The sequence below is a fragment of the Schaedlerella sp. genome (genome assembly GCF_056796775.1).
In genome coordinates, this window is record NZ_JBQIKP010000062.1 from 1 (window position 1) to 23173 (window position 23173).

At 48.4% G+C, this 23173-nt stretch carries 23 protein-coding genes, 1 tRNA gene and 1 pseudogene; 2 read left to right on the top strand and 23 right to left on the bottom strand.

Annotated features, from left to right (window positions below; genetic code table 11):
- Nucleotides 1-85: 85 nt before the first annotated feature.
- The 22 genes and pseudogenes from ACTOY7_RS19160 to ACTOY7_RS19265 all read right to left on the bottom strand — a co-directional run.
- Nucleotides 86-1117 (bottom strand): annotated as a pseudogene (locus ACTOY7_RS19160) (IS4 family transposase); the annotation flags it as partial.
- 246 nt (nucleotides 1118-1363) lie between these two features.
- Entirely contained in the window at nucleotides 1364-1582 is a 219-nt protein-coding gene (locus ACTOY7_RS19165; RefSeq protein WP_004069305.1) for a hypothetical protein, read from the bottom strand.
- Complete coding sequence (locus ACTOY7_RS19170; protein ID WP_482671957.1) at nucleotides 1549-2868, bottom strand: GHKL domain-containing protein; 1320 nt, start codon at nucleotides 2866-2868, stop codon at nucleotides 1549-1551. Before ACTOY7_RS19170 ends, ACTOY7_RS19165 begins: the two co-directional genes overlap by 34 nt.
- 2 nt (nucleotides 2869-2870) lie before the next feature.
- A complete protein-coding gene (locus ACTOY7_RS19175; RefSeq protein WP_004069308.1) occupies nucleotides 2871-3578 on the bottom strand; it encodes a LytR/AlgR family response regulator transcription factor in 708 nt (235 codons plus the stop codon).
- Between the two features lie 490 nt (nucleotides 3579-4068).
- Complete coding sequence (locus ACTOY7_RS19180; RefSeq protein ID WP_300886486.1) at nucleotides 4069-4941, bottom strand: DUF3737 family protein; 873 nt, start codon at nucleotides 4939-4941, stop codon at nucleotides 4069-4071.
- A 93-nt stretch (nucleotides 4942-5034) separates the two neighbouring features.
- Complete coding sequence (locus tag ACTOY7_RS19185; RefSeq protein ID WP_330690785.1) at nucleotides 5035-5271, bottom strand: hypothetical protein; 237 nt, start codon at nucleotides 5269-5271, stop codon at nucleotides 5035-5037.
- 690 nt (nucleotides 5272-5961) lie between these two features.
- Nucleotides 5962-6849, bottom strand: coding sequence for an aldo/keto reductase (locus tag ACTOY7_RS19190; protein ID WP_300886488.1), 888 nt, complete (start codon nucleotides 6847-6849; stop codon nucleotides 5962-5964).
- Nucleotides 6850-7103: 254 nt separating this feature from the next.
- Nucleotides 7104-7184 (bottom strand) — tRNA-OTHER (locus ACTOY7_RS19195).
- A 10-nt stretch (nucleotides 7185-7194) separates the two neighbouring features.
- Complete coding sequence (locus ACTOY7_RS19200; protein ID WP_482671907.1) at nucleotides 7195-7941, bottom strand: N-acetylmuramoyl-L-alanine amidase; 747 nt, start codon at nucleotides 7939-7941, stop codon at nucleotides 7195-7197.
- A gap of 51 nt (nucleotides 7942-7992) precedes the next feature.
- Entirely contained in the window at nucleotides 7993-8472 is a 480-nt protein-coding gene (locus ACTOY7_RS19205; RefSeq protein ID WP_482671908.1) for a phage holin family protein, read from the bottom strand.
- A 981-nt stretch (nucleotides 8473-9453) separates the two neighbouring features.
- Nucleotides 9454-10650 carry a glycosyltransferase family 2 protein gene (locus tag ACTOY7_RS19210; RefSeq protein ID WP_482672754.1) on the bottom strand — a complete coding sequence of 399 codons (1197 nt, stop codon included), beginning with the start codon at nucleotides 10648-10650 and terminating at the stop codon, nucleotides 9454-9456.
- A 15-nt stretch (nucleotides 10651-10665) separates the two neighbouring features.
- The gene (locus ACTOY7_RS19215; RefSeq protein WP_482672755.1) at nucleotides 10666-11934 is read right to left on the bottom strand and encodes a hypothetical protein; all 1269 of its coding nucleotides are present in this window, start codon (nucleotides 11932-11934) and stop codon (nucleotides 10666-10668) included.
- On the bottom strand, nucleotides 11927-12268 hold the full coding sequence (locus tag ACTOY7_RS19220; protein ID WP_482672756.1) for a hypothetical protein: 342 nt from the start codon (nucleotides 12266-12268) through the stop codon (nucleotides 11927-11929). The genes ACTOY7_RS19215 and ACTOY7_RS19220 overlap by 8 nt, the downstream gene beginning before the upstream one ends.
- Complete coding sequence (locus tag ACTOY7_RS19225; RefSeq protein ID WP_482672757.1) at nucleotides 12258-12440, bottom strand: hypothetical protein; 183 nt, start codon at nucleotides 12438-12440, stop codon at nucleotides 12258-12260. The genes ACTOY7_RS19220 and ACTOY7_RS19225 overlap by 11 nt, the downstream gene beginning before the upstream one ends.
- Before the next feature lie 55 nt (nucleotides 12441-12495).
- On the bottom strand, nucleotides 12496-14640 hold the full coding sequence (locus ACTOY7_RS19230) for a phage tail protein (RefSeq protein ID WP_482672758.1): 2145 nt from the start codon (nucleotides 14638-14640) through the stop codon (nucleotides 12496-12498).
- Nucleotides 14640-15350: a hypothetical protein gene (locus tag ACTOY7_RS19235; RefSeq protein ID WP_482671775.1), complete on the bottom strand. Its 711-nt coding sequence runs from the start codon at nucleotides 15348-15350 to the stop codon at nucleotides 14640-14642. The genes ACTOY7_RS19230 and ACTOY7_RS19235 overlap by 1 nt, the downstream gene beginning before the upstream one ends.
- A gap of 1 nt (nucleotide 15351) precedes the next feature.
- Complete coding sequence (locus tag ACTOY7_RS19240; protein ID WP_482672577.1) at nucleotides 15352-19485, bottom strand: phage tail tape measure protein; 4134 nt, start codon at nucleotides 19483-19485, stop codon at nucleotides 15352-15354.
- Nucleotides 19486-19543: 58 nt separating this feature from the next.
- On the bottom strand, nucleotides 19544-20005 hold the full coding sequence (locus tag ACTOY7_RS19245) for a hypothetical protein (protein ID WP_482671773.1): 462 nt from the start codon (nucleotides 20003-20005) through the stop codon (nucleotides 19544-19546).
- A gap of 16 nt (nucleotides 20006-20021) precedes the next feature.
- Entirely contained in the window at nucleotides 20022-20240 is a 219-nt protein-coding gene (locus ACTOY7_RS19250; RefSeq protein WP_482671777.1) for a hypothetical protein, read from the bottom strand.
- Complete coding sequence (locus ACTOY7_RS19255) at nucleotides 20134-20724, bottom strand: Rha family transcriptional regulator (protein ID WP_482672578.1); 591 nt, start codon at nucleotides 20722-20724, stop codon at nucleotides 20134-20136. Before ACTOY7_RS19255 ends, ACTOY7_RS19250 begins: the two co-directional genes overlap by 107 nt.
- Entirely contained in the window at nucleotides 20648-20812 is a 165-nt protein-coding gene (locus tag ACTOY7_RS19260) for a hypothetical protein (RefSeq protein ID WP_482671772.1), read from the bottom strand. The genes ACTOY7_RS19255 and ACTOY7_RS19260 overlap by 77 nt, the downstream gene beginning before the upstream one ends.
- A gap of 64 nt (nucleotides 20813-20876) precedes the next feature.
- A complete protein-coding gene (locus ACTOY7_RS19265) occupies nucleotides 20877-21908 on the bottom strand; it encodes a hypothetical protein (RefSeq protein WP_482671771.1) in 1032 nt (343 codons plus the stop codon).
- A 217-nt stretch (nucleotides 21909-22125) separates the two neighbouring features.
- On the opposite strand from ACTOY7_RS19265, the gene ACTOY7_RS19270 reads away from it, so the two are divergent.
- On the top strand, nucleotides 22126-22323 hold the full coding sequence (locus tag ACTOY7_RS19270; RefSeq protein ID WP_016296575.1) for a type II toxin-antitoxin system HicA family toxin: 198 nt from the start codon (nucleotides 22126-22128) through the stop codon (nucleotides 22321-22323).
- Between the two features lie 45 nt (nucleotides 22324-22368).
- Nucleotides 22369-22773, top strand: coding sequence for a type II toxin-antitoxin system HicB family antitoxin (locus tag ACTOY7_RS19275; protein WP_482671770.1), 405 nt, complete (start codon nucleotides 22369-22371; stop codon nucleotides 22771-22773).
- A gap of 49 nt (nucleotides 22774-22822) precedes the next feature.
- Here the strand turns inward: ACTOY7_RS19275 and ACTOY7_RS19280 are convergent, their stop codons facing one another.
- Nucleotides 22823-22996, bottom strand: a complete 174-nt coding sequence (locus ACTOY7_RS19280) for a hypothetical protein (protein ID WP_004075961.1) — start codon at nucleotides 22994-22996, stop codon at nucleotides 22823-22825.
- Nucleotides 22997-23173 lie beyond the last annotated feature (177 nt).

Consider the following 23173-nt stretch of genomic DNA (forward strand, 5'->3'; position numbering starts at 1 on the left):
ATTGGCTGGACTTAAATAATTAATGCCGATATATGCTGTAGTGAGGACGCATTACTACAGCATATATCTAAAAATATCGGCATTAAAAAAATATCGGCATTTTATCCCAGCGTTTCCCATAAATACGGATGATTTCTTCCGCTGAGATAGCCGTGTCCGTGCTGATGATGGCAAGCCAGTCTTTTTTCTTGCTTTTATTCCGGACACAGACGATTTTTGCCGGAATTGCCTCATCACCAACGGTTACATCAACAGAAAGCAGGTACTTGGAGCGACCTCTGCGTTTTTTGCACTGTTTATAGATTTCTTTGATGTTGTATCTGCCACCCTGATAGCCATATTTGATCTTACTGCTTTTCTTAACCATTGCGATTGTGTCTAATCCGCAGTCTATTCTTAATGCAGTAATGGTCTTCGGTGATGAAAACCAACTGTCGAACAGCACATATTTTGCAGAAACTCCAGATAGTTGTGCGGCTTTGATCAGGTCAATCAAGACTTCTGTTGCTTTTCGTCTGGATTCTTTCCGTCTTTTTCCGGCAAGAGAACGTCCATCGAAGTCTGCGGCTTTGCAGAGCAGATTTTTATCATCGGCTGCCGACAAAAGGCGATGGTTGATCGGAACAAAGGAGTTCCCATCGGACCATCCAAGTGTCAACATACGGTAACCACTCTTGTACTTCATAGAACAGTGGTCAAAGACTTTCGCCAGAAGTTCCGTTTTCTTTGAGCGGGAACGGTCAAACAGGCTGTCATCAATAATGAAGACATCTTTGCGGCTCTCATTCGTAAGCGGCTTCATGAAATCGTTAATAATCCGGCTTGAAAGCAAGGTTGTGAACCGAGACCAGTTAATCTTCGCATTATTGAGAAAGCGATAAACGGTGTTTTTGCAGAATGAACCATCAAATATGTCCGTTTTCCGCTGCATATACATGCTTCGATCCGAGAAAATGAGACAGAACAGGTATCGGAACACTTCGATTACCGGAATCCCTTTTGCTTTTCCAGCATTACATTTGAAAAGAAGTTTCCCGATTTGGAACTGGTTCATAAAATTTGTGACAGAGTTAGAAATCTCATTCCCGTTTTCGGCATTTTGTGGTATACTTGACATGGCATAAATCTCCTTGCTGTGTGATTGTTATTCGTAATTCAATTATACCACCAAGTGCAGGTTTGTGCCTTTTTTATGGACTAAAGTATTGATTTTTCAAGATTCAGCACACCAACCGGTGTGGGAAGTTTGAGTATTTAATATAAAAAAATGCTACTATTCACAGTCAGATAAAAACTGTCAGTCAGATTCGTCAAGCGCATCTTGTGAGAAACTGACTGACAATTTTTATCTGACTGGAATCAGTCACTTCACACACATAAGCAAAAAGTCAAGATGCGCAGCATCGGCGGACAGCTTTGCTGGCTGTTTTTGCGCATGTGAGTGAAATGACTGTGAATAGTAACAAAAAAATTCTTGCTTATCTTTTTGATGATAAGCAAGAACAATAAATATCAAACCGGACAGGCTGTTCTTTCGCCGCTTAACGCTCACAGCGGAATCAATATCTTCAATCTGAACCATTGGTCCTCCACATCAATATCCACTTCACCGCCATACTTATGCACCGTATGTCTCAGGCTCTTCAGCCCATATCCATGAAATTCCGCCTGTTTCTTCGTGGTCACCGGCAGATTCTGCTCGAAGTCCAGCTCCCCTTCGCAGTAATTTTCAAACCGTATGATCAAAAATGTCTGCTGTACGAACATGGACACATGAATCATCCGTTTTTCCGTCTCCGGAATTTTCTTCTCACATTCAATGGCATTGTCCAGGGCATTTCCGAAAATCGAGCAGATGTCCATCACATCCATGAAATCCAGTCTTGCGCCGTCCACCACATAGGTCAGCGCGATCTTTTCCCGCATGCAGTACAGGCTCTTGGCAGTCAGAAGCGTGTCAAGGACCTGATTTCCCGTTTTATTCTGCGCCTCATAATTCCGGATCTCATCCTCCATCTTATCCAGATAGGCATTCCGCTTTTCCTTATTTTCCTCTGCCCGAAGGGCGATGATATGGTGTTTCAGATCATGATATTTGTAATTGATCAGATCCAGCGTTTCCTGGGACTGCTGGTACTGGGTGTACTGGTTGTGCAGGATCATCTCCATACTCTCCAGATCATGCTGGGCCCGCAGATGCAGCCGCTGGATGTGGTAGGCCACCAGGATCGCCAGACCTCCCAGGTCGATCAGAGTCCGCACATTAAAAATATCTGAGGCATATTTCCCGCTGAACGGAGTCTGGGAATAGACAAACCCGATATTGCTCATCAAAAATACGGAAAGACCGATGACAGCGGCAAACAGCAACTCTCTCCCGGTCGTATCCATCCGTTCTGTCCCGGAGATATAACGGCTGGAAATCCCACGCGTCACAAGGCAGGTTCCTCCGTAAACTGCCAGCAGGAGCAACAGCCCCGTCCAGCCGCTTTCATATCCCATTCCATAAAAGAAAAAGCAGTGGAGCTGCCATTCCAGGGAAGCCATAAACTCCGCAAGGACAAATGCCTTGACACAGACATACCCCACATCCAGACTGCTGCTCCCGCAGCTGATCCGCAGAAAACAAAACATCAGAAATACGGCCGCCGCCATGCACATCAGCCAGACCGGCCCGTCCAGCCCTCCGGTCAGGACCAGAAACACGGATTGTACCAAAAATGCAGCTCCCGCGATCCCCCAGAATTTCCATCCGGAATAGCGCCGGACCAGCTCCCGCATACACAGAAGGCAGGACAGCCATTCTGCCAGAGCCGTATAAAACCGCGGGATATCCGGAAGGATCTGCCCTGCCGCCCAATCACCCATCTCTACTTCACCTCACTCCAGTATTTGGTCAGGTCCTGCATAAACGCATTCATCCTGGGTCTGCTCAGCAGCAGGCTCTCTCCCTTTACCACTGCGCACTTGTCCCGAACCCCTTCCACATGCTCCAAATTGATCAGGTATCCCTTGTTGCCCCGCGAAAAATGCATATCCGCGAGGGCGCTTTCCGCGCTCTTCATCGTCCCGGCGGAAATAAAATTCCCTTCCCGGGTATGGTAGACCAGATTGTGGCCTTCGCTTTCGATATAATAAATGTCCGATACCTCCACCCGCTGAACTCCGCCTTTTATGGGAACGACCACAAACTTCTTTTCTCCCCGCTTCAATCTGGATATCGCGCGCTTGAGCTTCTGGGAAAATGCGAAATAGGAAACCGGCTTTAAAATATAATCCAGCGCGCCCACCTCATAGCCCCGGATCGCATACTGGGGCATATTGGTGATAAACATGATCACCACCTGGGAATCCACCCTGCGGATCTCCTCCGCCGCCGTCATCCCGTCCACAAATTTCATCTGGATGTCCATCAGGATGATGTCGTACTGCGCCTTATAATTTGCCGTGATCCCGTCCCCGTCCCGGTAAACCTGGATACTAAATTCTTCCTTTTCCTCCCTCTGGTAATCTTCCAGGTGCTTTAAAAGCTGGGAAATATAAAGTTCATCGTCCTCCACAACCGCTATCCTTATCATCTCATTCCTCCATTCACATGCAGGAGTACTCTCGGAAACTCTTTGTGCCCAGATTTGTGAGATGATTTTTTGTCAGAAGTGCACAAATTTATGAGGCGTACGTGGAACGTACGTTGATTAAATTTGGGTGCTTCTGGCGGAAAATCAGCCGCAAAGATGGGTGCAAGGGAGTTTCCGAGAGTGCTCTGCAGCACTTTACACAATATATTAGCATATTCAGGAAGCTTCCGCTATACATATTCCGGGATCACACCAACAAAAATTGTTACAGGTTACTGTTCACACCCTGGCCGGGTGCTCACAGTAACGGCATCCAGCCCATTGAAAAGTCGCCTGCCGGCGAGGGGCTGGATGCCCGCCCCATCACTGAATTGGCCGGATGCCGTGCAGCGAGTGCACGACACCGTGTGAACAGTAACTGTTACAGGCCACGTCTTGCCCAGACGCGGCCTCCATTTTGTTTTCCTTTTTGTTTTCCTTCGGCTTCTTATCAGGCACAACTGCACATTTTACAATCATTCTTTTCCCGTCCGGCAATAAGCACCTGGCCTTTTGCCTCTTCATCGTCCATGATAAGCTCACCCAGCTCCGGTGCGTAGATCCGTCCGGATCTGGGATTTTTGATACTGTCCACTTTTGTTGTAAGGACCGCTTCCACTTCGGATTTTTCAAAAGCAAGATCCGTGCCGACCATTTCACAGTCAACCAGTTTTAAATTTTTACAGTAGCACAAAGGCTGGGTTCCGACGATCCTGCAGTTGATCAGGGTCAGCCCGTTGGAATACCATGCCAGATATTCACCTTTGACCACGCTGTCCCTGACGGTGATATTTTCTCCGTGCCAGAACGCGTCCTTTGTATCGAACACACAGTTTTCAAAGACAGCGTTTTTGATATACTGGAAGGAATATTTTCCTGTAAAATGAACGCCTCTGAATGTCAGATCCTCCGAGCGCATCATAAAATACTCACTCACCGCCGTGGTGTCTTCCATACGGATTCCCCGCACAGACCAGCCAAATTCCGGTGAAATGATATCGCAGTTCCGGATGAGGACATTGCTGCATTCCCGAAGCGCTTTGATCCCGTGCAGCTTCGTATCTGCAATCTCCACCTGGTCACAATACCACAGCGCGGCTCTGCAGCCTTGGGTCATTTCCGAATCCGTGATGGTCAGCCCCCGGTCATGCCAGAAGGGGTAACGGAGATTGAAAAAGCAGTCCGATACCTCAATCTGTTCTCCCTCTTTAAAAGCGCTCTCGCCGTCTGCCGGCCCGTCAAAAGAGCAGTTCCTTACTGCAATCCCATTACATCCGTAAAGCGCGCGTTCCATGTCAAAAGTCTGGTTTTCAATTACTTTCATTGTCTGATTTCCTCCGTTTCATAAAGTTTACCCAAGGGCATCCCATTATGGCCATTCGGCCGTTTCATAAGGTTACTCTTGTTCTGATTCCTGTCATCGGCATCGGCTGATCTGATATACCAGATAATCCAGACAGTCAATGCGTTTTTCCTCTTCATGTACTTTGTGAAGAAGACTCTTTCTGTGATGTTCCAACTGCTTTAAAAGTTCTGTTTTTTCCCCGCAGTCCAGAGAGGTCATGCAGCATTCAATCATATCCTGACTGCATCCCGCATCTCTCAGATTTTGAATGACTGCTTCTTTTGATCCGTAGGAGACTATGTTCTCCAATCCAATCCTTCTGTTATCCATTTTCATTCCCCGTCGCTGCTCTGCACAATCTTGTTCCCCCAGCCCTCCAAAAGCGGATTGTCCTAAACTGCCTGCAAAAACTCCTCTGAATACTCAAAGTATCTCCCCTGCCGCCGGGCGAAACACTCTGATCCTTACACCCTGGCAGTATGACTCCCACTGCAGGAGCCATGCATAATATAGCAAGCTCATTTTTCTTCATGACATCACTCCTCGTTTTTTGAAAAACTGTTATTCCTTTTCTGTATCTAATTATAGTTGTCTCTTAAAGAAATAGCAAATACCTATTGTTTATTCATAACCATAGTTTTTTACTATATATATTTCATGTCATACCCAAGGGCTCCCCATTATGGCCATCCAGCCGTTTCATAAGGGGTGTACTTGGGTATACAAAAAGCACACCATCTCCTATTTCGGAAATAATATGCTTTCGCTATCATACTTATATGTATAATCTAATATAAAAGATATCCGTTTTACGATTCAGGAGATAACCTCATTGATTGCGCCCTCATATTCTGAGTGGAATCAGCATGCGTATCAAGAGTATTTAGATATGTTTTCTCTGCAGAAGGAACTTATCATAGGAATGCTGTCTCTGAAATGTATGCAGATTGTCCTCCACCTGTTCCAGATTGGACATTCCGCTCAATATCACGGCATCATCTACTGTTCCTTCTGGAATTTCTTCCGGATCTCCGCCATCTCCTTCATGATCGCGGGCACATCCAGACTCTGGGGGCAGTGTCCCGTGCAGGCGCCGCACTCGACGCAGTCCTCCGGGCGCTTTCCTTCCGGCATGGCATCCGCAAAGGTAGCCCTCCATTCCTCATTTACCAGCTTCACGTCATTGTAAAGGGAAAGGACCTTCGGGATATCGATTCCGACAGGGCAGTTCGGTGTACAGTAATGACAGGCCGTACAGCCCACCCCGACCTTGGATCGAAATTCATCTGTTGCTTTTTTTACCAGCGCTTCCTCTTCCTCCGTCAAAAATGCTGTCTCTGAAAATGTATGCAGATTGTCCTCCACCTGTTCCAGATTGGACATTCCGCTCAATACGACCTGCGCCTGGGGACGGCTCATCACAAACCGCAGCGCCCAGGAAGCAATGGAAGCTTCCGGATCCGCTTCTTTGAAAATGGCTTCTGCTTCCGGTGTCAGGCTTGCCAGCTTCCCTCCACGGACCGGTTCCATGATCATGGCCGGAATCTCTGCCTCCTCCAGAATCTCATAAAGTTCCTTTGCGTCTCCATAGTACCAGTCCAGGTAATTGAGCTGGATCTGTACAAAATCCCAGGGATATATTTTCAGCAGTTTCCGCAGCGATGCCGGCGACGCATGAAAAGAAAAGCCCAGGTTCTTGATCTTGCCCTGCTTTTTTAATTCATCAAAATACCGGAGCGCGCCGCTTTCCAGAAATTGGTCCATCCACGCGTCCTGGATCCCATGGATCAGATAGAAGTCGATGTATTCCATGTTCAGACGGGACAGCTGCTCCGGAAACTGCTTTTTAAAATCCGGCTCCGCCTGCAGGTTGAACTTGTCCGCCACATAAAGTTTTATTTTTTTACGCAGTTATAAGCGTCATGCAGTTTTTACCACGATCCCTTGCAAACACTGGGTTTTCGAAACATTGATAACCTCTTTTTACTTCATAAAAATATGAAGAAACTTCAAATACGTTAGTGACAAATTAGCGACAAAATCCACGGCCCTGAATAAACTTTAATTCCGGGCCGTGGGTGTTTTTAATCCAGTATGCAAATAAGGACATGTTGCCTTCTGTTTCTCCTCAGTAAACTCCGCCAGACAGACAGGATTCGAACCTGCACGCCCTGCCGGGCGGCCGCCGATACCGGCGCACCTTCCCATTCAGTCACTGTCCGGCTGCGGAGCCTATTTTGCAGTGCGGGCCAGCACCTTGATCAGCTTTTCAAAGTCGGCATCCGAATAAACATGTGTTTTTAGATTCTTTCCTGTATGTCGCTTGTACATGTTCATAATAACGTCCTTCTCTGCTCCTGATGCAAACGGATGTAACGTATATCCGTCAAAATAATACTGACCTTTTCCATTTTTCGCCTGAACGATCTCTCTCATGTCTTCTTCCTCCTCTGATCTTATCTCCAATTTTCCGATTCCAAACGCATCCAGGATTCCGCATGCAATATCATCCATCCTGGAATTAAATATCCGGACATCCTCTGCGTTTGTAATAAATCCAAATTCTACCAGACGGTAATTATACCCACGTGCGGCTGCTCTGCTCGGATTTGCAAGGTCATTTCTTCCAACAATCATACTGGAACGGCCTGGAAGGATCCTGGAAAGCATAGCCGCAAGTGCGGAATCATATTTGTCCGCCGTGAATCCTGCGTTAATGATAACATGCCCGCCCCTGGCAGATGGCGGCCCCGCGTCCATGTGCGCTTCAAGGATCAGGTAATCCTTTGGTATGTTCATCGTACTGATCCCATTGTCAGCATAATAGTTCCTGCTAAAATCCCCGAGGATCACGTTGTCTCCGCCGATTGCTTTTAATCTGTTTCCAAGTGCCCGGACCCTTTCCGCTTCCTGATATCTGTTTCCAGATGCTCCGGGATCCCCGGCACCGTGTCCCGCAATGTAAAATAGTTTTGGCATACATTTCTCCTTCCTGCCGGACTTTTGCGCCGGCGCAAAAAGAGAGGACGGTCATTCGCCCTCTCTGTGTTTCTTTTCTATATTATCTTTCTGCTGTTCGCCCATGTCTTCTACCTGGGATTTGATGTTCCTGACCAGCGGTTCCAGGAAGCCGGGGATCTTTACTCCCATGTCCTTCACATTCTCCAGGATGCTGATGATCTCATTGCAGATAATCCACAGCGCCACGATGCAGGCCACAAAAAAGGTGAACGGCATCCGGATTCCTACTGTGTCCGAAGCGTACAATAGCGTCTGGTCGATGATGGCTCCCACTACGATCAGCAGCCACATACACACCTTTTTCCAGATCCCCCGGATGCTTTTATAGGAATTGATATCCTGTAAGCGGTACGGGGACGCCATCAGACCGGTGGCATAGTCAATGATGTTACACAGCACTACCAGCAGGACCGGTATTGCTAACACCCCCAGCAGTGAGGATAAAAAACCGAAAGCCGCAGCGAAAATAAATTTGTAGTTCACGTTCATATACATTCTCCCCTTTCCTTGAAATCACATTAAATAGATATCTGATCAAGACTTGACGGTTCTGCACGAATCTTCATAATGTCCTCCTGTTCTTGATGTACTTTTTTCTAAAAGGCTCCATAAAAATAAGACCCTGCCTGTGGGGCTTTGCTTTATCTCCCGTTCTCCCCCGGCATCTGGCCGCCTGCCGATAGCCTGATGAAGCCTGGCCGGAAGATCATAGGTTTGCGTTATGGGTCAGCTTTGAGCTTGTGGTTGACACACTGCTGCTGGTATTGTACGCAGAGCTCCTCGTTGCGTTCCCGGTGCTGAGTTTACTGCTGCTTGCCGTCCTTAAGGTCGTAGATGTCACATAATTACTCACCCTGGATGTCTGGGTTCTTGTTACGGAATATGCGCCTCTAGTAACGGTCACGGATGCAGTACCATCCTCCCACAAAGTGTCATAACTTGTAACCTTTATATTCGCATAAGCAAGGACGCTAGTATATATAGATGTACCGGATGAATTGGTAAGTAAGCGCCCTTTCACACCTACCCGCCTCGACCCATTGAATTTGTCTGATGATGTCGTTGTAAAAATTATAGGGGATGAACCATAATAAATCGGTGCATGCGTACTCACCCTGGTAGCATTCCCCGTACTCAGCCTCGAACTACTCGCCGTCCTCAAAGTAGTAGACGACACATAATTACTCGCCCTGGATGTGGTATACGTTTTCGATGCCGAAGCAGAAACACTGGTTGAATACCTCTGCGCAATATACGCTTCCCTCCCTCCCGCGTTGTCCGGTATCCGCATCTTGAGCGCCTTATACTTATCATTCAGAGGCGCGGACGTCAGCCCGTACTTTACCACATCATCCGTCCCAGCCCCTGTCCGTACGCACAGATGATGCGTGCCTGTATTTTCTAATCCTTCAAACTGGGTTCCTGTATACTGCAGCAGCTCCCCATTTTTATTCCTGACTGCCAGACCACTCATACCAACAGCCCCCACTCATTGAACCTGTACGTCTCCTTACACCGCAGCAGCTCCCCATAATCCCATCCCAGTTCTTCGCAGCCATCCACAATATACGTATCCAGATCCACCCACGGCTCTGTGAACTGCACATCCGAAAAATGCCGGACCGTATAATACTCGTCGATCTTCTCCGTATATGTATAAGAATCATAGTATTCCCTGCATTTCTCCCGGAGCATGTTGCAGGAATCCCGCAGCATATACCAGTCCAGCACCAGCGCCGGGACATAATCCGTGGATGCTACGCGCCGGATAAACGACAGGAACGTGAAATACGAATAGACCGTCATATTCAGGACCGTGTGCCGGTACTTGGCTTCCCGTTCCTCATTCCACTCGATCTGATGCCGTTTCGTGTCCTTCATAAACTCCAGGATATTCACCGAACCGTTCATCGTATATCCTGACAGCATAAAACCATAGTGCGGGTCCTTCCGGCTCTGGCTTCCCTCGTTAGGATACCACAGGTAGGTCAGCTGGTGATCGTCCAGGAGAACCCCCATATAATCCGGATCATGATCCAGGCAGTAGAAGAAACAGTTCATGAAATAATAATCCTCCGCATGCCGGCTCTGGGCCTCATTAAACCGGATATTGTGCTTTTCCAGGAACTTCCTGTTGTACAGCTTGGCATTGACCCAGATCCGGTTGCCCGCCTCGATCACCCGGGTATGATGGTCGTCAAATTCAAACAGCGGGCCGGACACGACCGCCACCGACTTTTTTGTTCTGTCAATGACCGGCTTTCCTTCCTCATCCAGGATATAGATATTCCCTTCCCCGCCTGTGTCCTCCTCCTTCTGGTAAATATTATCCTCCACAGCCCCGATAAAAATGGAAAACGCCAGGGCGTTGGCCAGCATGTCATCTTCATCTTGGAACATAAAATATTCGTGGTCGGAATGGTCGATCCCCCACTGCCTGGCTAATCCCTGTCCCATATTTTCAGGTGTCCTGATACACCGGATATCCAGATATGGCCGAAATTCATCAACCAGGTCCTGGTAGCCGCAGTCTGTATTCGGGGAACAGTCATCCACTAGGATCACATGAAGAAACTCACTGTGCCACTGGTTCGCCAGGCTCCGCAATCCCGGCCGTATGATATCCGGACTCCCATAACAGGGAATAATATAATCTACATCAAACATGATCCGCTCCTCCTTTTATCCAATCCATATCGCGCCGATTTCTGTTGACGGCGCCGTCCCGATCACCAAGGTCTGCGCTTTCAGGGTTCCCGTCACCGTATCGCCGGATTTACTGACAAAATCGTTTTTCAGGTCTTCCGCCTTCACCCGGTCCACCCAGCCCGGATTCCCTTCTCCGTCCGTACCCCAGACCTTGTCCGCCTGGCCTTTTCCGGATGCCACATAGCCCTCACTGTCTGCCGTATTCGCTTTCCAGGTATCTGTAGTGACGTATCCTGCATTGTTGGTCAGATCGCCCACATCCTCCGGGGCGCCTGTAAGGTCGGAATATTTTCCGGAAAAAGCAATATCCTTCATCTCTGAGATAAGTTTTTCCAGCTTTCCCAGGATGACCGCCAGAGTTTCCCCGCTCTGGATATTCCCCAATTCCGCGGCGGCGGTAAATTTGACCACCGCATTTTCATCAATTGCCCCTTCCGCCCCCGGCTCCCCTTTCAGGTTATGAAATTCAAAGCGGAATACCTTCGCATCATCCGGGCCGCTGACCGTGACCTCGGCATAAGGTTCCCCGGTCCCGGTATCCACTGAGATTTCCGGCTCCCCTAAGCCGACAGATGTTCCATCCCTCCCCTTGGGGATAATGAAGTTCAGAACCGCATCCGTTTCCGTCCCTACATTCTCCACCGAAGCGGCTTCCCCGCCAGTTACTTCCCCGATCCGGATTGTGGCCGGGTCGCCTTTGGGCCCTTGGATCATTCCGATGTTATTCCACTGCGCCCCGTCCCAGACATAGATATCCCCTTGGATGATATAAGCATCCCCTTTATTCCCATTTTCAGGTAAATCCTGCTCTGAATCCAGCCTGTCCTTGATATTGACGGAAGTTCCATCCTCCCCCTTGTCGCCTTTATCTCCCTTCGGGATCTTAAAACGGAACCTGGCGTCCTTCTCTGTCCCGATATTCTCTACGGACGCCTGACCCCCGGCATCCGCGGTGACCACACTTTCCACCGCTATCGTTGCGGAAAAATCCCCTCTCTCTGCCGCTTCCTGGATATCCGCTGCCGTTTTCTGCGCTTTGGTAACTGCAGCGTCCGCCCTGTCGGCTGCCGTGTTGGCGTTCAGCACTGCCTCCGCCGCCATTTCCGCCATGTTGACCGCCGCCTCTTTGGCCGCGGTAGATTCAGTATTCACTTTCTCGGCCAGGGAGATAAAACTTCCCCTGACCTCTTCCCCGTATACCGCATCCTGAAGATCCCGTATTTCCTTGCTGATGTCAGCCATTTGCCTCACCGTCCTTGCAATCCTTCCCGCCGGATCCCTTGTTCTGCTCGTATTTCAGCTCCGCACATGCTTTCTCCCAGGCTTCCCTGTCCTGTTCACGCTCCGCTTCAGCAACCCTGCTCATGGCCGAGAGCATTTCCCCAAGAACCAATTCCAAAAGAAAAGGCGGCAGCTCTGAGTCAGCCACCACCCGGTTCAGGTTTTTCTTAAAATCATCCAGCCTTACCGTCACCGGCTTCACTGGCTGCGGTTTCCTCTCATACTCTGCCCGCAGTTTTTCCGCACTGATACTGCCGCAGTTGATATCGCTTTCTTTATTCCGCTTATTTTCCATAAGGTTTCATCCTCCCTTCGATTTGCTCATTGTCCCTGGCGTCCCGGACCTCCCTTTCACATTCCTGGAAAACGTATACCGCCGCCTCCCGCGCTCCTGTTCGGGATCCTTCGCCCCAGGCTATCCTGTTTTCTTTATTGATATCTTCATCCGTCCTGGCCGTATTTGACATTTCATCACCTCCCTCTGTCAAGCATTGTCCCGCAGGCATGCTCCCGCCGCTGTTATCACGCCCTCGGTGCCGCCATAACAGAACCGTCTTTTACCGTTATGGTGCTGTAAGACCATCCTATGGTACCATCCCCATTATCCCGGATGTCCGTTATGATCGGGATTTCCCCCTTCCAAGTCCTGGTATTCCCCACCCTCACGCTTTCCAGATCCACATTTTTCAGGGTATACCCATGCATATCGACATCACATCCCGCGTTCAGCGTATCCGCCGCCTGCCCTCCAACACTCTTCAACGTATACGTCCATTTCTGGGAATACGTATTCGCGTTGGCACTCATTGCCGCGGACCAGGACATGTACGCCGCCTCATTTTCCAGGTCGAAGACAAGCCCCTTCTTGGAAGCGTCTGACTGCATCTGGTTCGTCCCGATCTTTCCCACATGATATCCATCCCGGTAAAAATGGCTCCCGTTGTGGTTAAAGGCAGCCCGCTTTTTGCTGTCCGATACGCCGTTATCGTATATAGCGATCTCCCCGGGATTGATCTGCACGTATTTGCTGCTCTGGTTAAACCCGTAGATCACCTTGTCATAATACTGCTGCGCATAAGAACCAAATTCCCCCTTTGAGACCTTGGTCTGCACCGAATCAGCAGTCACTTTCAGGGACGCGCTCAGCTCCGCCTCCACACCCTTGGCCCGGGTGACCTCCGCCTCAATCCTTCCGGCAGCCACATCAAACTTCGCCGTGATCTCCTCAGTGACCCCTGATTTATATTCCGCAGACAGCTTCTCCGCGGTAACAGATCCGGCCTTGATGAACTCTCCTAGGAATACACCGTCTATCGTCCATGCGTTCTTGTATGGCCCTTCGAACCCCTCCCTGGAAAATCCGATACCATTCATGTTGATCTGCATCACCAGGGAAGCATCCTCTTTATTCGGAGCGTTCATGTACAGGTCCCGGAGCCAGCGGCCGTCCTCATCGTATTCCGATATTTTATAGCCGCCTTTGGAGCCGGTCATCATGGCCGTGGCGTTGTCGATGGCAGACTGCATCCAGGATGTGGTCTGGCGGACGTTATCCAGTTCGGTACTGACCTTTTTATTCGAATCCTTCATCTGCGTAGTATAATTCTTCCGGACAGTCGTACCAAGTGTCAGCCTGTTCCTATCCGGCTCCTGCAGGTATATGGTCATCTCCTGTACCGGGAAGGTTCTGTCCATCCCGTAGGGCCAGGCGGATGCATGGACCGTATCTCCCAGGGCGAACGCTTCATAATCACTGTCCAGGTCAGACAGATCCAGAGCGGTGAGCTCCAGCACCAGGCTCTCATACTGGTTGTCTTTGAGCCACTCCTCCCCCTTCTTTTTCAAGTTCGCCGGAACCGTCACGTCATCCCAGGTGACCACCTTCTTCACCCAGCCGTAACGCTCTACAGCTTCCGGGATGTATAAGTAATCCACGCCGCCGTTGACCGATGTAATGTCCGTATAAGCCTCCAGGCCTTCAATGGGACTCTCTTCCAATCGGGCCCCCAGTGGGATCACCGCCGTTGCCAGATCCTCTGCGCTGCAGTTCTCCGCGTAGTCCAGCAGGTTCGTGCCGAACTCAATGGGCTGCTCACAGTATTTTCCATACTCTGGAAGGGTGATCCAGTCAAGATACCGTACACCGCCTTCTTTCCGGATCCGGAGATATCCCCCCAGCCGGTCCACCAGTTTCTCCCGGATTGCGTCCAGTGTGGATTCCCGGTTCGTGTACCGGTACAGGCTGTCGTTGGTGTCATGGATCGTCACGATCCCCACATAGAAGCGCTTCCGCTCCTCGACCTGGCTGTTGTGGATGTTCAGCCAGGTTTCCAACATCTGCCGGGTGGTCAGGTCGTGGTACTCCGCCTGGGGCTGGATGCTGTCGTGGAGGAAGGCCAGCTCGCCGATCACAAGGCAATCTTTGATATTATCCTGATCCTTTCCACATCTCCTGACCTCTCCGTAAAAGATCTCCTCTTCATCTTTCAGTACCTGGATCATACTCTTCCGATTCTGGATATTTTCATATTCCGGATTTCCGGAAGGCAGCAGGAACTCAAACGAACCCGCATCATTCAACGCAAGTTCCAATTGCGGCTCTATGATCACAGCTTCCTCATCCCCTGGATAATACAGCGCTTTCCCGTCCATATATGCCTCATACATTACAAACTCCCTCCCCTGTATCTCACCTTGACCAGGCCCGTTCCCTGAAATTCCAGCCGCACCTCCGATACTCCTCCCACCTTGATCTGCGGATATCTGTTTCTTCCGTTCCGGAGTTCATACGCCTTCGAACCATACAGCACTTTCAGTCTGTCAGCCCTTGATACTTCAAAGACCGGTACCGTAAGCATATCCCCCTTGGGTATGATGATCTGCGTTTTAACCTGGGAGATCTCCACTTCTCCCAGATACCGGATCACGCCTGTGCATAAATTAAAAAGATCCCATTTCCAGGGCTCCTGTGAATCCTGCAGTTCGTATTTGTACGGCTCTGCAACGATTTCCATCTCAAATTTTCCGATCCTTGCCGTCCTCTCTACATCTGCCTTGATATAAGCACGGCCAATATAGTAGAATGCCAGGTCATCGTCAAATGTGATTTCCACTTTCTTTCCATGGTACGCATTCATGAAACTGGAAAGGAAGGTGCGCCATGCGTTCTTTTCCTTAATGGCTCCCAACTCCAGGTGGATTTCCCTCTTCTTATAGCTGATGGGACCGTTGGCCTCGGAAAAATCCAGTGTTTTTCCTCCCGGCACATCTACAAAAGTGTCGTTGACCTCCGGAGGGCCTATGTCGCAGTCTTCAATCCGCAGCCCCCAGTCCTCCCACAAACGCTTCCCATTGATCACTGCGCCTTTCACATACATCCTACCGCATCCTTTCCATTACATTTCTCATTCCGATCCCTTCATTCGCGATCTCAGAGATTTCTTTCCGGAATGTCCTCCGGCTGGGATACAGGTAAACCTCCCCATTCCCTACATTTGCCAGGTAGGGAAGGTACTGCTGCAGCATCTGTATGATGTCTGCCCCTCCGGATGTTCCTGCTGCCCCGGATCCTGCCGTTCCCACAGAGCCCATATATCCGGAATAATCCATGCTGTCCCGGATGACCCGGTTCACCTCTCCCATCTTTTCTTCATATCCGACCCCGAAACCTTCCGCCGTATAGCTTCCGATTTCCGCAAATACTTTAGACGGGGAATTGATACGCAGCCTCGACCTTGCTTCCGCTACCGCCGATGCGCAAACTGATGCCACGGAATTGATCACTGCAGAGCGTCCTGCGCTGATCCCGTTTGCAAGTCCGATTGACACATTATATCCCGCAGAGTACAGCGTATTGGTTCCCAGCTTCCTGCCTTCACTGATGACTGCCTGCGTGACGGAATTTGCCGCACTCCTGACAGATGACTGTCCGCCCTTGATTCCAGATGCCAACCCCTTCGAGACTGCGCTTCCAATTGTTTTGAATTTATCTTCACGCAGTTCCTCCTTTGCCTTATCCCTTACGCTCCTTCCCACGGAAGAAATTGTACTGACCACCGCGTTTTTCTGTGACTGGATCCCGTTCTGCAGTCCAGAGCCAACTTCCCTTCCAATCCCGCTAAAATCTGACGCATTCAATACCTGCTTTGTGGAATCGATCATCTGATCCGCCAGTGCCTGGATCGCTGTTGTTGCCTGCTCCTGGCTTCCACCGATCCCTTCCGCAAGCCCGGAAACCACATCCTGCCCGATCCCTTCAAATACTTTGGAAGGGGAATGGCTGTCAAATGTTGCCCGCGCCTGCAGGATCACTGTCTGCCCCATTTCATCCACCGCAATCTTCCCCTGATCCATTGCGGAACGAATCCCGTTTCCAAGCCCGGTACTGACATCCACACCGATCGATTCCATCGCCGCGGAGACCTGCTCTTTTCCTCCGTTCAGGGAATTTGTGTACTCCTCGATCATGCCCTGTACGCTTTCATTTACAGCATCCTTCATGTCGAGGGACTGCGACCACATCTCATTGGCCTGTTTCAGCTGTTCATCCGTCATGCCTGCGAACGCCTGCACATACGAAGAACCCTGTGGCCCCATCTCCGCCAGTTTATCCAGGATTCCCTGGTTGACTCCGCGCTCTGCCAGGACGGCCATATTATCCGCCCAGTTCGTGACTCCCTCAATCTGGCTCTGCATATTTGCAAGCAGCTTTTCGCTGGAAATCTCGGTCCCAGCATTGAACTCTTCAAACATGTTCATCTGGCTTGCAAGGACCTCGGAAACAGTCTCCTGCATCCCCAGGTAAGTCTCCGTGATATTCTGCACCGCCGCGCTGTTGACATCCGCGGCCGCAGTCTGGGCCGCCGCATTGGTATTGGTGGATTCCGTGTTTGCGTCCGTGGCCGCTGTTACATCCGACCATTTCACCCCATACTGTTCCAGCTGCTGGGAAGCCGCCTCAATCTGCGCCTGCAGGTCTTCCTTCGTAGCCCGGTTCGTTTCCAGAGCTTCCGTGTTCTCTTCCTGGGCCTCCGTCAGTTCCTTATATGTCTTCCTCTGATCCCGGTTCAAACCGTTTAACAGGGCGTAAGTACTCGCAACCCCTCCCGCGCGCTCATTTTCCTCTTCCAGTAGCGCGTTGGTCTTCTCTTTCAGATCCGCAGCCTCATTTTCAATCTTGATGCTCTCGATCTCCAGCTCTGTTTTCTTTTTGATGAGCTCCACGGCATATTCCTGGGCGGCCTGCATCTCGATCTGTTTCTGGCTGTTATTCAGATATTCCTCAATGGCTTCATTGGTCAGGTTCAGACTCCTGGACTGTTCATCATATGCCAGGTTCAGCTCCGGTACCAGCGTATTCAGCTCCGCAATATACCCCTGCATGACCTGTGTCTTTTCGTTATTCCCGTCAGCCGACTGGGATAATTCCTCGATTCTTCCGGCCAGGATTCTGGCATATTCCCCCTGGGCCTGCATCTCTGCACTTGCGTTCCCGTAATCAGAAATCAGTTCCTTCGTAGAGGCCGCCACTTCATTCGCAGAATCACAGATCTTCTGGTTTTCTTCCGCCAGAAGCCTCGCCTCCGCGGATGCCTTACTGACTGAATCCGTATAAATTGCCAGGGCCGTGCCTGCTGCCACTATAGCCGTTGCAGCAAGCACCCATGGATTTGCCTTACTTACAGCATTAAGATTCTCGGCTGCTACAGTAGCAGCTTCTGTGGTCGTCTTATACAGAGTGACCGCAGCCGAAACCGTCTTGAAAGCCACTGCTCCTGCTGCCACGCCTCCCATAACCGGGATCAGTTCATCCATATGTTCCACCACCAGATCCAGACCCTCTTCCATGGCCGGAAGGGCTTTCTCCGCGATTGGTACGGCAACATCGGTCTGGAATTTCTTTCCCAGGGTCTGGAACCTGGATTCCAGGGTATCATATTTGACCTCTTTGATCTCCTCCATGGTACCCTTCACGTTATCGAACGTTGTGTTCACTTGGTTGAGGGATGTGATGACCTTCATCGCGTTATCTTCCCCCAGGGCGCTCCACGTATTGCTTGCCAGGGTAAGCATCTCCTGCTTGTTCGTTGCAGTTGCCAGGTCATTGATCACGGAACGGAATACATCCTTCGTTGTAGCCTGTCCGGACTTCCACTGGTAGAACAGGGATTTTGTTTGATTGGAAAAACTTCCCAGGTTCTCCTCAATCCTTCCGTCAGCCAGGCTGTTTCCAAACTCCTTCACGAAGTCATTGACCTTATCCAGGTTATAGGCTCCGGAATCCAGGCCGTTTTCCAGGATGGCGAACATTTCCTTCGCACTGAATCCGGCCTGGGACCAGAGGGAGCCGTACTCCGCAATGTTGTCGGCCAGCTCCCCGGACTTGTCCAGTCCTCTCTGGGCCCCTTTTGCCATCAGGTCGAACGCCTCTTCCGATGTCACACCCATGTTGTCCATTAGGGAATCCACGCCCCGGATCGTCTCGCTCAGGTCCATCCCGAACACGTCCCGCATGGCAATCCCATTTTCCGTCATGTCCCGGATCCTAGAAGCATCCAGCTCCCCGGTATACTGCCTGACCAGAGCCATGGACTGGGCCACGTCATTGATATCTTCCCCATAATTATTTTTATGAAGGTCATCCATGACGGACTTGTATCTTCGCATCTCTTCTGTGGTCGCCCCTGTGCTGGCCTGGAACTGCTTCTGTGCTGTTTCCATGCTCAGCATGGACTGGGCGGCTGATACTGCGGTATCCTTTACCACATTGACCATCGAATTGACCAGATTTGTCTTGACAACCGTTCCGAAGTCGATGGTCACTGCCTCCGCTTTCTTGACTTCCTTTCCGAACTCATCAATAGAGGACGCGCATTGATCTGTAGAATTACGGGCTTCATCCATATACGCCGCATTTTTATTCAGCGCCGCGGATGCGCGGATGGTCTGGGCTTCCGCCGTGTTCAGCTTCGTTTCCCAGTCCCGGATCTTGTTTCCCGCAGTCTTATAGTTCTGCTCTCCTTTGGAAATAGCGGCATTGACCTCTTTCAGCGCAGTCTCTTCCTTTTTCAGTTCCTGGGCAAGGGCGTTCACTGCCTCTTCCTGGGCTTTCATGGCATCCTCTGAGGCGTCCCCGGCTTTTGTCATCTCTTCCAGTCGATCCGTGGCGGTCTTATATTCTGCCTTAAGCTCCTCTACCCTCTTCGCATGGACATCCTGCTCTTTGCTCAGAACAGAAAGGCCGTCAGCTACCTTTTCATAATTCTGCTTTGCATGCTCTAATCCTTTGCGGACTTCCTCTTCCTTTTTCTTCTGCTCTTCCAGGATCTTTGTCAGGACCTCATGCTTCTTCGTCAGAGATTCCAGGGAGTTCTGCTGCCCTTCACACTGCGCTTTTACCAGTCCCATTTCTGATTTTAAGGAGGATAATGTCTTGTTGCAGCTTGTGACATTCTGGTTAAACTCTTTTTCACCGTCCAGCGTGATCAGGGCACCTATCTTTTTCGCCGCCAAATCTCTCACCTGCCTTTTTCCATTGAAAAACACCACCCATTTCTGAGTGGTGTCTGTTTTATGCTGCTTTCACATTTTTTGAGATTTCTATCATCTGTTCTATCTGTTGTTCATCCAACTCTAATACGTATTTTATAAGTTCTGGCAAATATGGCTTTTCTTTTAATGCTTTCCTCACTTTTTCAGAAAGTTCATAAAGCTCCATATCTCTTTCCATCCGTTTATTGCTTTCATAATGCCGGATATACGCTACAGGCATATCACCTAGTTTTTCTAACGTATCAGAAAACAAATACTCGACTTTACAACTAAATAATTTTGAAAGTCCGACAGCTTCGTCACATGTTATTTCATCACTACCGAAGAGTTTTTCTCTCATAAGCGGATCATTTTCCTTCCGTCTGCCTAACCCCATATGCTCAGATAATGTGCATATGTGGTATCCACTCTCCAAGAACTCAGCTACAAGGTTCGGATATTTATATTTGGATAATGTCTCTGGATCATAATTTCTACGCATACCACTCTACCTCCCTCTACTGAGCCACAACATCCAATGTCATCTGCTCGTATCCTGGCACTTTCACAAAGTCCGCTGTAAGCTGTATCCCAAACTGTTCCGATACTTTCTTAAAATTCTCTGCAATCTTATACGGGGCAAGGTTCTGGCGGACCGCAACTCTGTCCAGGGCTTTCAGGTAACTGGCAACCTCTCCGACCGGGATTTCTGTCGTGCTTGGATTCTTCTGTTTCATTTTCCATCTCATGGAAACGGTTTATGTACCGGGCGGTAAATTCTGTCCCTTTCTGTCCTGTCATTTTGTGGGCAATGAACTCACAGCCTTTCTTTGTTACCAAGAAGCAGGGACGGCTCTGGTTGTTGGAATCTAAGTAAGTGTTTTCTGTGAAGAAATCGCCCGAGGAAATTTTCCCTTCGGCTAACTGCCCCACATATCTACGAATGTCCTTTAATAAATCCGCGTGTTTCTTGTCCACCATATGCGCTACTTCCATGGAAGTGATTGCTGTTCTTACTAATTCATTCATAATTATTCTCCTTCCAAATTTGTTCTTGAAAGAAGTTTCATTCTGCATTATAATATTTACAGAAGGAAACTTCTTTGTGGAGCAATCGGCTTGCTTGGTAGGTGGGCGATTGCTCTTATCTTTCTTTGAGCCTCCTGACAGCACGTCTTGTACCTTCTGCTCTGCTAATTTTTTCATGCTCACAGAAATCATCCAATATTTGTAAAGTTTCAACGTCAAACCTCACAGCAATTTGAATTTCCTTAGGACTGTCTGTCGGACGTCCCATCTTCTTTTTCACTTCATCACCTCACTTTTGCATACCAAAACTATATACTAATGGTATGCAAAAGTCAAGTATTTTTTTATTCTATCATATTTTTTTCTTTTTCCGATGAAAACAATGCATTAAATGAATTTAGTGAATCTGTTGCCTTTCCCATATACTTTACAAAATCGTCAATATACTCTTGTTTTGGGTTACCCAAATAATCCCGCAAATGTTCTAGTGCAATAGCATACTGTCTCAATGCCGATTGTGCATGTGAAAGTAATGTCATTATTGGTGTACCCATTGGAAGCTCATTTCTATTCTCATCAAATTTTTCATAATATTCTTGCAGTTTAGTTTCTGCTATACTAATCTCCGTCAAATTTAAAGATATTTCATTCAAAACCGCCTCTGTATTCGCACCATTTTGAATCAACTGAGATATTTGCTCATTAGAAAGAACTGACAACTCTTCAAAAAAAATATTACCATATTCAATGAGCATACTCCCATACTCATTACTGCTAGAGTCGGAAATATCTGCACTTTGTATATCTTCATCTGATTTTTGATTTTCATAACCTTGTGTATATTCTAAAAAATCCCACACAGTTTTATATTGATCATCCTCTTTAATTTCCACCCTTGCCTTTTCATACTTATTTCCTCCTTCCGTAGCAACAGAAATGGCCGGGAGATTCATCACATCAGAAAAACCTATATAGGTTCCAAAGATTCTAACATCTTTATCTGCTATTTCTTCTATTTCAGAATCAGATGTTATGCTCGCACACCATCTATTTCCATCTTTTTGTTCTACAACTAATGCTAGCATTGGAAACTCTGAATTATCTCCCATCCTTGTTTGGTTTAAAACTTTCCCCTCAATATAAATCAAAGTGTCTCCTAATCCGTTTTCTGACGCATAAGAATTATATTTTTCATAGTTTATGCTTGCATTTTCAAAACCTTCAATGGTATTTTCCATCTGAGTAACTTTAATCTTTTCTTCATCAGTCTCCTCATTTTTCAAATCTGTTTCTGAATTTCTACCCTCACCTCCACATCCTCCCAATAAAAACATCATCATCAGTAAAAAAGCAATAAATCGTTTTGGCTTCTTCATAGTATATCGTCTCCTTCCGTAGTAGAAGATTTTTCTCCTGTCCCATCAAAGCGCTATTTTATTATACATTAGACGCATAGATGTTACAAGAAGGAGAAAAAAACCACCCGCCGAAGCAGGTGGTCCGTTTTCTTTTTCAACACATATAAAAATATTTGTTTTTCGTTGACAAATATTTTTATATGTGTTAATATACTATTATCAGGAGGGCTTACAAATGAAAAGCTATTCATCACGGGAAGTTATCAAAATGCTAAAAGCGGATGGCTGGTATGAAGTCAATGTGGAAGGAAGTCACCACCAATACAAGCATCCAACCAAAAAGGGACGTACTACAGTAAAACATCCCGACAAAGACATCCCTCTCAAAACGCTGAAACGCATTGAAGAACAGTCGGGGCTAAGATTCAGATAGCTCCGGCTCCCTCCCGGCATAATCAGATTTAAGGAGGTTATTTCCATGAAAAAAGTAGAACGTTATTTCTACCCCGCTGTTTTCACTTACGAACCCGGACAGGAAATCGCTGTTGATTTTCCTGATTTAAAATGCGCCACCAGCGGTATCAATGATGATGACGCGCTCTTATCCGCACGGGAGCTCCTCGGCTGCGTCCTTTACGGCCTGGAGGAGGATAAGGAGGATATCCCTGCTCCCACCCCTCTGGCTCAGGTAGCGATCCAGCCGAATGAGCGTGCTGTATTGGTTGATGTCTATATGCCCTCCATCCGCCAGGCTCATGTCAACCGTTCCGTCAACCGTACCGTAACATTGCCCGCATGGCTCAACGCTGCGGCCCTGGAAAGAAATATTAATTTCTCCCAGGTATTGCAGGATGCTTTAAAAACCCAGCTCCATCTCGGATAAAGACAGGTTCAAAAAACCACCTGATTCAAAACCAGGTGGTTTTTCCATCTTATTTTCTTTTCCTCTTGATCGTCCCAATCGGAACGTGCCATAATCTCTTCCCGATATAGAACACAACCAGCCCGATGAATACCAGTACCGCAAATTCGGGAGTACAAAACATGCACAGCAGTAAAATAATCCCCGTGATCAACTGTATCCAGGCTTTTCTTCTCTCCTTCATGCTTCATCCCTCCCCGCTTGCTTTTCATCCATTATAGCATGCGCCATGCTATAAGTCCAGCAACGACACCTTCCTTTCAGCTCTGACGCATAAATTTAATTTTATTTTTCTAAGCTATAAAAACATTACATTTTTAACAGCTTTTTCTTGGTTTTCTGAATCTCAGGGAATAGTATC